This is a genomic window from Mesorhizobium calcicola (assembly GCF_042682105.1).
Lineage (GTDB): Bacteria > Pseudomonadota > Alphaproteobacteria > Rhizobiales > Rhizobiaceae > Mesorhizobium > Mesorhizobium calcicola.
In genome coordinates this window covers 1-11,297 of sequence record NZ_JBHUGY010000065.1, presented here as the reverse complement: position 1 = coordinate 11,297, position 11,297 = coordinate 1, and the positions used below count along the sequence as shown (strand labels likewise).

2 protein-coding genes, 3 tRNA genes, 2 rRNA genes, 1 pseudogene and 1 other annotated feature are annotated in these 11,297 nt (G+C 56.8%); all 8 genes and pseudogenes read right to left on the bottom strand.

The features are described from left to right. A partial coding sequence (locus ACFSQT_RS34035) for a hypothetical protein (protein ID WP_379026299.1) occupies positions 1-221 on the bottom strand: 221 nt, incomplete at its 3' end. After that, a pseudogene (locus ACFSQT_RS34030) lies at positions 205-517 on the bottom strand (type II toxin-antitoxin system RelE/ParE family toxin). The pseudogene ACFSQT_RS34030 and the gene ACFSQT_RS34035, both read right to left, overlap by 17 nt. A gap of 3 nt (positions 518-520) precedes the next feature. After that, on the bottom strand, positions 521-787 hold the full coding sequence (locus tag ACFSQT_RS34025; RefSeq protein ID WP_379026297.1) for a type II toxin-antitoxin system ParD family antitoxin: 267 nt from the start codon (positions 785-787) through the stop codon (positions 521-523). Positions 788-1,339: 552 nt separating this feature from the next. Then, positions 1,340-1,416: transfer RNA gene (locus ACFSQT_RS34020), tRNA-Met, on the bottom strand. Positions 1,417-1,546: 130 nt separating this feature from the next. Next, positions 1,547-1,661: ribosomal RNA gene (gene rrf, locus ACFSQT_RS34015) — 5S ribosomal RNA — on the bottom strand. A 278-nt stretch (positions 1,662-1,939) separates the two neighbouring features. Beyond that, positions 1,940-4,795 (bottom strand): 23S ribosomal RNA (locus tag ACFSQT_RS34010). 388 nt (positions 4,796-5,183) lie between these two features. Continuing rightward, positions 5,184-5,255: transfer RNA gene (locus ACFSQT_RS34005), tRNA-Ala, on the bottom strand. Between the two features lie 31 nt (positions 5,256-5,286). Continuing rightward, positions 5,287-5,365: transfer RNA gene (locus tag ACFSQT_RS34000), tRNA-Ile, on the bottom strand. Between the two features lie 319 nt (positions 5,366-5,684). Continuing rightward, positions 5,685-6,330: a sequence feature (16S ribosomal RNA rRNA prediction is too short), on the bottom strand. Positions 6,331-11,297: the final 4,967 nt, after the last annotated feature.

The window sequence follows — 11,297 nt, the reverse complement described above, 5'->3', positions numbered from 1 at the left end:
AGATCACCCTTTTTTCGATTTCTCGTGGAGATCTCGGCGAGGCCCGAATTCGTGAGTTGGCTTGCTCCGATTGCGAGCGGCGTTCTGGTGCAGATCATTCCTATAATGCACGCCATCATTTCGGCGCCGAGCATGTGCCATCGGCCCGAAAATCGCATGTCGCGCTTGGCGAAACGCAGGCCGCCGCGCCCGCCTGAGCGGCATTCAGAGCCGTTCTTCAAGCAATTCCGGCGTTGATGTCGCGGCCGGCGTAAAAGATGCCCAAAATCAGCACTCGCTCACCCTCGACGGCGAACGCAATGCTGACGGCGCGCCGGTAACCGACAATTCGCAGCCCAGGCATGATCTCAACCCGCTCGGTGCCCCGCTGAGGAAAGGTCGACAGGCCGAGACAATGGTCGCGGATATCCACAACGAAATTCCAGGCGATCGCGGGCGACGCACGTTCGGCTATGTCGTCATAGAGCTGCTCCAGCTCGGCTTCGGCTCTGGGGTGGAAGACGATCCGATACTCCATCCCCTACTTGGCTTTCGCCTGCGTCGCGCGATGGCGCGCCTCCAGTCGGGAAAAGACCGTGTCGGCAGGGATGCCCTTCGCAGGATCCCGCTGAAGCTCGGCCAGGCGCGCCGATACGTCCTCGCGCAGCCATTTCTCCCGCTCCGCCTCGAAATCCTCGAGCATGCGCAGGCCCGCGCGGACAACCTCGCTGGCATTGTTGTAGCGGCCTGATTCGAGCTGCTTCCTGATGAAGCTCTCGTAGTGGTCATTCAAAGCGTAGTTGGGCATGGCAGCCTCCTGGAAAAAATATGGGATCGCGCGCCAATTGTAGCAATAGATGTCAATTATTGGCAATCTTGGCTGATTCGACCACGCTCCACCGTTGCCGCCATTCGCTCCCCTGAGAGAATCGCCCGTCGCCTGATTCGGCGTGACCCGAAATGTCGCCTCAGCCATGATGACGCCGGCGCGATGGAGATCGACGCGCACGTCGATGCCCGCGGTCGTCATTCTTTGTCCGGCTCGCTTTCCCGGCCTCGTCGACCACAAAGCGAAAAGCCCGCCGGCTTGGGCCTGAGCTATTTGGTTGCGGGACTTTGTTTTTGTCGCGCGTTGAGGGGCAGACTGATGGCCAGGGCATCCCAAAACCATAACGCCCGCCGGCTTGGTGCCTGACGGGCGTTTTGAAGATTTGGTTTGCGGGGAGAGGCTTTGTCTTAGTCTTATTTGTCCGGCTGTGTCGGCTATGGCTCCTTGCGGGTCCCTTGAGGGGTTCAAATCCAAGGCCACGGTGAGCCGGATACAAAAACAGCCCGGGCTGGGCCGGGCTGTTTTTATATTTGGTTGCGGGGACAGGATTTGAACCTGTGACCTTCAGGTTATGAGCCTGACGAGCTACCGGGCTGCTCCACCCCGCGTCAACGTTGGACGTAAGCCGTGGCCTACAGATAGGTATATGGCTTGCCAAATGAAAGGGCCGCTTGCGCGGCCCGAGATCCCGTTGGCGGGCCTGTTCATAAAGAGAAGATTTCAACGTGCGTTTAGCAGACCTGGCAGCGACCTACTCTCCCGCGTCTTGAGACGAAGTACCATCAGCGCTGGAGCGTTTCACGGCCGAGTTCGGAATGGGATCGGGTGCAGCCGCTCCGCCATAACCACCAGGTCGGCAAAACGCACGTTGTTCGAGAAGCTTTTTGAGCGAATAGCGAGCGCGAGTAGCCAATAGGGGTTTACCTATCCTGCTTTCTCGGAGCTGTTCGCTGGTCTTATGTGTGCCTTTACAGTTCTTTTTGGTCCTGGCGCCTTTCGAAGCGAAGCTTCGCAAGGTCGACCGACCGTCGGCGCTGATGCGCCGCACCCACGTAGCGCCGCCCGCAGGGCGGAACAAGCGTGAGTGAGAACAGACCATTTGACTTCGTCAAATGGGCATAAGGAATGAGAACGATCAAGCCGATCGAACTATTAGTACCGGTAAGCTTCAAGCGTTGCCGCTCTTCCACACCCGGCCTATCAACGTGGTCGTCTTCCACGGTTCTCAGGGAATACTCGTTTTAAGGTGGGTTTCCCGCTTAGATGCCTTCAGCGGTTATCCCGTCCGGATATAGCTACCCTGCTATGCGGCTGGCGCCACAACAGGTCCACCAGAGATCCGTCCATCCCGGTCCTCTCGTACTAGGGACAGATCCTTTCAATATTCCTACACCCACGGCAGATAGGGACCGAACTGTCTCACGACGTTCTGAACCCAACTCACGTACCGCTTTAAATGGCGAACAGCCATACCCTTGGGACCTGCTCCAGCCCCAGGATGCGATGAGTCGACATCGAGGTGCCAAACAACCCCGTCGATATGGACTCTTGGGGGTCATCAGCCTGTTATCCCCGGCGTACCTTTTATTCGTTGAGCGATGGCCCTTCCACGCGGGACCACCGGATCACTATGACCGACTTTCGTCTCTGCTCGACTTGTCAGTCTCGCAGTCAGGCAGGCTTATGCCATTGCACTCAGCGAACGATTTCCGACCGTTCTGAGCCCACCATCGCGCGCCTCCGTTACTCTTTAGGAGGCGACCGCCCCAGTCAAACTACCCACCATACATTGTCCCGGACCCGGATAACGGGCCGCGGTTAGACATCCATAGTAATAAGGGTGGTATTTCAAGGGTGGCTCCACCTGAGCTGGCGCCCAGGTTTCAAAGCCTACCACCTATCCTACACATGCCACTACGAATGCCAATGTAAAGCTATAGTAAAGGTGCACGGGGTCTTTCCGTCTAACCGCAGGAACCCCGCATCTTCACGGGGAATTCAATTTCACTGAGTCTATGCTGGAGACAGCGGGGAAGTCGTTACGCCATTCGTGCAGGTCGGAACTTACCCGACAAGGAATTTCGCTACCTTAGGACCGTTATAGTTACGGCCGCCGTTTACTGGGGCTTCGATTCAGAGCTTGCACCCCTCCTCTTAACCTTCCAGCACCGGGCAGGCGTCAGACCCTATACGTCGTCTTGCGACTTCGCAGAGCCCTGTGTTTTTGATAAACAGTCGCTACCCCCTGGTCTGTGCCACCCTCCTCTGCTTGCGCAGAAAAGGGTCACGCTTCTTCCGAAGTTACGCGTGCAATTTGCCGAGTTCCTTCAGCATAGTTCTCTCAAGCGCCTTGGTATACTCTACCAGACCACCAGTGTCGGTTTCGGGTACGGTTTATAAGGAGGAGCTATTTCCTGGAACCACGCAGCAGCCCGTTCAATCCGATAAGATTGGACTACCTCAATGATCCGTCACTACCTCCAAGCCCACGAATATTAACGTGGTTCCCATCGACTACGCGTTTCCGCCTCGTCTTAGGGGCCGGCTAACCCTGCTCAGATTAGCTTTAAGCAGGAACCCTTGGTCTTTCGGCGGGGGAGTCTCTCACTCCCCTTACGTTACTCATGTCAGCATTCGCACTTCTGATACCTCCACCACCCCTCACGGGTATGGCTTCATCAGCTTACAGAACGCTCCGCTACCGCTCGTATTGCTACGAACCCTAAGCTTCGGTGTATGGCTTTAGCCCCGTTACATTTTCGGCGCAAAGACCCTTATTTAGACCAGTGAGCTGTTACGCTTTCTTTAAATGATGGCTGCTTCTAAGCCAACATCCTGGTTGTTTTGGGATCCTCACATCCTTTCCCACTTAGCCATAACTTGGGGACCTTAGCTGTAGGTCAGGGTTGTTTCCCTTTTCACGACGGACGTTAGCACCCGCCGTGTGTCTGCCGACTAGTACTCCCAGGTATTCGGAGTTTGGTTAGGTTTGGTAATCCGGTGAGGACCCCTAGCCCCATCCAGTGCTCTACCCCCTGGGGTATTCGGTCGACGCTCTACCTAAATAGATTTCGCGGAGAACCAGCTATTTCCGAGTTTGATTGGCCTTTCACCCCTAGCCACAAGTCATCCCGAACTATTGCAACAGTTATGGGTTCGGTCCTCCAGTAAGTGTTACCTTACCTTCAACCTGCTCATGGCTAGATCACTCGGTTTCGGGTCTAATGCGACGAACTGAACGCCTGTTCAGACTCGCTTTCGCTGCGCCTACACCTAGCGGTTTAAGCTTGCTCGTCACACTAAGTCGCTGACCCATTATACAAAAGGTACGTGGTCACCCAGGACGAACCTTGGGCTTCCACTGTTTGTAGGCAATCGGTTTCAGGTACTCTTTCACTCCCCTTGTCGGGGTGCTTTTCACCTTTCCCTCACGGTACTAGTTCGCTATCGGTCATGCACGAGTACTTAGGCTTGGAGGGTGGTCCCCCCAATTTCAGACAGGATTTCACGTGTCCCGCCTTACTCGAGGACGATGATTTGCATTACGCGTACGGGGCTGTCACCCACTATGGCCCTACTTTCCAGAAGGTTCCGCTTGTCTCATCATCGCCACTGGCCTGGTCCGGGTTCGCTCGCCGCTACTTCCGGAGTCTCGGTTGATGTCCTTTCCTACGGGTACTAGATGTTTCAGTTCCCCGCGTTCGCCACTTTACCCCTATGTATTCAGGGTAAGTTACCTATTATCGATACTTGGAAACCACAGCAGCAGCAGCGCAATCTCGAAGAGATTGTCGCTCCAACGCGATCCCAAAGAGATCGCGCAGGCCTGCTGCTCTGATTTTCCAAGTACCTTAGGTGGGTTTCCCCATTCGGAAATCTACGGATCAAAGGGTATTCGCACCTCCCCGTAGCTTATCGCAGCGTATCACGTCCTTCATCGCCTGTGCATGCCAAGGCATCCACCAATTGCCCTTAAGACACTTGATCGTTCTCATTGCCAATGCCCACCCGCGCAATCCGAAGGATTGTCGCTTCAGCCAAACCCTTGCGGGGTTAGCGTCCGCGCAATTCCGAAGGAATTGTCGCCTGAACCAGATCCTGTGCAGGATCCAATTCGATGTCATTGGCACAAAAAGACCAGCTTCTCGAGATCGGTTCGAGGGTGCGGTTAGGCAGGCCCATCATATGCGGAGATTGAGCGCCTCCCGCGACAAATCACAAACCTTTCGGCTCATGAAGTTCGAACAAATCTTCTCTTTACGAGTGTCAAACAGAACAGGCGGGAAAGCCAGAAAGCTTCCCGCAAATCTTTTTTCGAATGACTTTTTCTCTCCACCTCTACTCGACACCCTTTCTCCCGGAGAAGAAAGATGTGTGGAGCGGACGGGATCGAACCGACGACATCCTGCTTGCAAAGCAGGCGCTCTCCCAGCTGAGCTACGGCCCCTGATTATTTTCCCGATAGATATCGAGGAGATTGGTGGGCCTGGGAGGACTGTGAACCATCCGACCTCACGCTTATCAAGCGCGCGCTCTAACCAACTGAGCTACAAGCCCTAAGACTGCGCCAGCAACCGGCTTTCGCCAACGAGCGCACGTCTCGCAAGGCCAACCGGCCGTCGCCGGCTCGTGCCGCGCCCTCAGCGGAGCGCCAGGCCGAAGGCCGGTACGGCGCGCGAGCGCAAGTCAAAGTCATTCGCGTCGCAAGAAAGAGAAACGAAGGCGGCAGACCCGCTTAAGTGTATGCGCGACGGTCAGAGTGACTCTCTGCCGTCTTGTCCACAGAGAACCGAAAGGCAGAGGGCTCGCCATTTCATCCGAAGATGAGGAACGAGCGTTTCCATTAAGGTTCCTTCCTTAGCGAAAGGAGGTGATCCAGCCGCAGGTTTCCCCTACGGCTACCTTGTTACGACTTCACCCCAGTCGCTGACCCTACCGTGGTCGCCTGCCTCCTTGCGGTTAGCACAGCGCCCTTCGGGTAAAACCAACTCCCATGGTGTGACGGCGGTGTGTACAAGGCCCCGGGAACGTATTCACCGCGGCATGCTGATCCGCGATTACTAGCGATTCCAACTTCATGCACTCGAGTTGCAGAGTGCAATCCGAACTGAGAATGGCTTTTTGGAGATTAGCTCGACCTCGCGGTCTCGCTGCCACTGTCACCACATTGTAGCACGTGTGTACCCGCCGTAAGGGCCATGAGGACTTTGACTCATCCCCACCTTCTCTCGGCTTATCCCGGCAGTCCCCTTAGAGTGCCCCAACTGAATGCTGGCAACTAAGGGCGATGGTTGCGCTCGTTGCGGGACTTAACCCAACATCTCACGACACGAGCTGACGACAGCCATGCAGCACCTGTCACCGGTCCATCCGAACTGAAGGTATCCATCTCTGGAAACCGCTGACGGGATGTCAAGGGCCTGTAAGGTTCTGCGCGTTGCTTCGAATTAAACCACATGCTCCACCGCTTGTGCGGCCCCCGTCATTTCCTTTTGAGTTTTAATCTTGCGACCGACTCCCCAGGCGGAGAGCTTTAATGCGTTTCCAGCTCGCCACCACCGCACAAGTAACTTACGCCGCACCGGCTAAATCCCCATAATAGTTCTACCCGCGCTGGAACACTACCAAGCAGTATCTCAAATCCCACTCTTCCTCCCCACCGCTTTCCCCGCACCTCAACGTCCAGTACACAACCACGACCCGCCAGTCCAGACCCACGCCTTCCGCCCACCTGCGTTCCCTCCGAAATCTACCGAATTTACCACCCTCTACCTCGAATATCCACTCACCATCATCATCGGCACCTCGAATTGCCAACGTACCTTACAAGAGCACTCTCCGGGTTGAGCCCGGGACCCTTCCCTCACACCCTAACAAATTAACACCTCCCCCCCGCCTACCGTGCCCCGCCCCTCCTCCTACCCGCCCCAGTCAACTCCCCTCCGACACAACCCTCACCCCCCTTACCCGTCATTACCCGCGCCGCCTGCTGACACGAATTAGCGGGCTTCTTCTACGGTTACCAGTCAACAATCTTACCTTCACCCCTGAAAAGACGCTTTACAACCCCATAAAGGGCCCTTCATCCCCACATCACGCGGCATGGCACTAGGCCATCATGCTTTCGCCCCAATTGATCCAACCTATCTCCCCACTAGCTGCCACACCCCCCCCCCACCCCCTCCCGTATGCAACTTTGCCGGCCGTCGTCCTCACCGTCCCAATGTCGGCCTGATCAATCCTCTCAGCACCACGCTACTGGATCGTCGCCTTGGTAGCGCACATTCACCCCACCAACTAGCTAATCCAAACGCCGGGCTCACCACAATCTCCGATACAAATCTTTCTCCCAACACGAAAGACGTACTCACGGTATTAGCCATCCCAGATTCCCCGAACCTTGTTCCACGTAGACGATGCCGACTAGCCCATTCCCACGCGTTTACTCACACGCCCTGCCGCCATACCTCTTGCGAGGCCGCACTCGACTTGCATGTGTTAACCTGCACCCCAGCGTTCGTCATGAAACCCCCGCATCAAACCTCTCACATTTTGAAACTTTGATTCGGCCTTTAATCGGTACAACGCTTCGAATTGCACCAGAACCACTTCACACCTAGCCACACCCACTCTCCTCTGCCTCGGCGCTCACAGACTTATATCCCCTCCCCCAACACACCCGTGTCCCCGCCCCACACCAGTCCTCTCCTCTCCCGACAACATCATCAACCCAATGGCCGGGACTAACGAACTTTTCAGCAGGACTCTGGCCCGTCCCACTTTCCTCCATTTCCTCTTCCAATAACTACATCCAATTTTCAAAGAACGACACCGCATGCGCCCCAAGTGATGTCGTTGCCCTGCTACGCATTATGGCTCCGGGTCGCCCGTCCAGACCCTGCTGTCGCTCATACGCGGCTTTCTCTTGATTTCCCAAAGGGCCAGCTTAGAAGCACCAAAACCTTCTTCGTCCCCGCCAGCGGTCGCGCGCCGCCCCTCGGTGGTAGAGCAGCCCGTAAATATCAAGCTCCGCGCCACCAACAACGCAACCCTCGTCAACCAGCCCAGATCACCCCCTTTTCTTTACGGGGATTCTCTCTTGGAGACATCCTCGGCGACGGCCCCCGAAATTCGTGATTGCGCTCTCGCCCCGATTCGGCCGAGCGCCGCGTTTCTGGATTGACACGAATCTCGATCCTATAATGCACAAACGAACCCATCCCCTCATTTCGCGGCCCCCGGACATGTGCCACTCCGCCCGAAACAAATCGCTATGCTCGCCGCTTGCGCGAAACGTGCAGGCGCACCCCGTGCCGCCCGCCTAGACGACGGCTCTCAGAGCCGTTCGTCAAGCATATCTCCCCTGAAAAGCGTTTCGCTCGCGGCCCGTTGCGTCAAAGATCGCCCCCCAAAACTCAGCACTCCGCCCTAACCCTCCGCAAACCGCGAACGTGCAAATGTCGACGGCCGCCGCACGGTCAACCTGTGACATTCCCGCAGCCCCGCAGCAATGATCAACCCGCCTCGGTCCCCCCCGCCTGAGGACCACGGGCGACCAAGGCCGAGACAATGTCGCGGATATCCCACAACGCGAACACTTCCCAGGGCCGCGATCCGTCGGTCTCGTGACGCCACACGTTCGCATGTCCGTCTAGAAGCTGCTCCAGCTCGGCTTCGCTACCTGGGTGGAAGACGATCCGAATACTCCATCCCCTAACTTGGCCTTTCGCCTCGCGTCTCGCGCGAATGAAAAGCGCGCGCACACAAAAATCCAGAATCGGCGGAAAAGACCCGCTGTCGAGGCGCGACTGCCCCCTTCGCAGGCGAATCCCGCTGAAGCCTCGGCCAGGCGCGCCCGACTACGGGCTCACGCCCTCCAGAAATCCACTCGAACCATCGCTGGCATCTGCTTTGCCCTACCGCGCCTGATCATACTGCCAGCTGCTACTACCTGCATGACCACAGCTCTCGTACAGTGGACTCATCCACAGATCCGTACTGTATAAGCAGGACATGGCAGCCTCCCCTGGAAAAAAAATATGGGATCCAGGATCACCCAACCCCCCGCCCACGTCAGCCCAATTGTCAGCAATCAGTATGTCACATTACATTGCCGAAATCCTTAGGCTGATAAACTCTTACCACGCTCAACACAGCACAACGTTGCCCCAAGAAGCAATTCGTCCCCTGAGAGAAAAATCGCCCGCGCCCCTACTTCCGGCCGCGACTGGGACCCCCGCAAATGTCGCCTCATCGACATGCGACTCGCCAGAGCCGCGACTGCGGAGCAACTCGGGGGGTGGGACCGCTGCACCGTGTCGATGCCCCCCCCCCACGAGCGTCCGTCATCTCTTTTGCCTCCCGCGCTCGTTGTGTGCTTATCCCGGCCCAACCTCCGTCTCGCTGACCCCAAAGCGTAAAAACCGCCCGCGGCTTGGGCACCTGAGCTATACTCTACTGGTCACTGCCGCGACTCTCTATATTCTTTTTGTCGCCGTGCGTTGAGGGGCAAGACTCCGCGATGCCCACCAGGCGGTGCACATCCCCAAAAACCATACACGCCCTGCCTAGCCCTTGGTACCTGACGGGCTTCTTATTCCTACCAGACATTCTTTGGTCTCCGCGGAGTAGAGGCTTTACATACTTTCGTCCATCTACCGTCCCCTTTATCTGTCCGGCTGCCCCTGTCGGCTATCGCTCCCTTGCGTGCGCGTCCCTTGAGGCGGATTCAAATCGCAAGGACCAAACCAACGCACCCGGTGCCCCGGACTACCAAAAACAGCCCGTAGCCTATGGCCGGCCTAGTTTTTTATATTTAGGTTGCATGCGCGGACCGGATTTGAACCCTGTGACCCTCCTCAGGTATTAGCCTGACCGAGCCCTACCCAATGGCAAAACTGCATCCCACCCGCGTCCAAACCGTTGGTGTGTGGCCCCGTAAAGCCGCCTGGACCCTACACGATAGTGGTATATGGCTCTGCCAACATGAACAGCACGCGTCCGCTTTGCGTCGCCCCCGAGATTCCCCGTGGGCGCGACCCTGTTACATAAAGAGTCAGAATTATCACGTGCGTTTATGCAGTGGCAGAACAAACCTGCGCAGCGACCTACTCTCCCGCGCTTGAGACGAAGTCTCCCAATCAGCCGCCTGTGGCGTTTCACGCGCCGCGCAGCTTATCGCGGACATGGGATCTCGGTGCAGCCCGCCTCCCGCGCCATAACCACTAAGCGTCGGCAAACCCCTGCGCCACGCTTGTGCTCACTGCGTGTGACGAAGCCTTCTCCCTTCGACACAGCCGTTGAAATAGCTAGCGTGGCGAAGTACCAATGAGGGGTTTCCCTACTCATGCTTTCTCGGCAGCCCATGTTCGCTGGTCTTCATGTGTGCCATTTTAACAGTTCTTTTCCTGGATCCATGACGCCATCTTCGACGCGTGCGAAGCCTTCGCAAAAAGGTCTCCGACCCGACCCGTCGTCGCTTGTGCGCCGCACCACACCGTACACGCCACACGCCGCAGGGCGGACACCAGCGGTGTTAGTGAGAACATCAACCCAATTTGACCTTCGTCAAATGGGCATAAGGAAGGAGAACCGATCAAGCCGCCATCGAAATATTACGATAACACCGCGTCACCGCCTTCAAAAGTCGTTTGGCACACTGTGCCTTCTTACCACCCCCCGGCCTCATCACCGTAGGTCGTCCACCTTATCTCCCACGCGTTCTCAGGAATCACTCGTTTTTACAGGGGGTGTTTCCCCGCTTAGACTGCCCTCAGAACGGTTATCCCGTCCGGCTATAGCTACCCCACTGCACCATTCATGCGCGCTGGCCGTTCCCCCACCAACAACGGTCCACCAGAGACATCCCGTCCACCAATCCACCCGTCCTCCCTCGTAACTACTCGGCACGATCCCTTTTTCATATTCCTACAAACACACCCCCACCGCAGATAGGGACGCGAACTGTCGTCACGACGTTTTCTGAAACCCAACATCACTGCCCAATCACCGCGCTTTAAATGGCGAACAGCCATACCTTGGAGCCCCTTGCTTCACAGCCCCCCCCCAGGATTGGCGATGACTGAACAAAACCCCCCCTACAGACATCGCGAGGCGCCCAAACACCCCGTCGACTATGGACCTCTTGGTGGTCATCACCTGTATCCCCGGCGTACCCTATTTATTCGTTTAGCGTGTTTGCCCTTGCCACGACGGAGACCACCGGATCACTATGGACCCGCAAACTTTCGCGTCCTCTGCCCTCGACTTGTCAGTCTCGCAGTCAGGCAGCTTCTTGCATTGCCCTCTAGCGAACGTGAATGTCCCCCCGTGACCCGCGCTTTCTGAACAGCCCCACCATCCGCGCCCCGCCCTCCCGTTACTGTTTAGGGAGGCGACGTACCGCCCAGTCAACTCACCCACCATACACTGTCCCCGTGAACCGGATAACGGCCGACCGGTTCCAGACATCCAATCCAAGTCAATAAAG

Bases quoted from the DNA above. Each gene is read 5' to 3' on its own strand.
- ACFSQT_RS34025 (WP_379026297.1), bottom strand. From the start codon at position 787: ATGCCCAACTACGCTTTGAATGACCACTACGAGAGCTTCATCAGGAAG.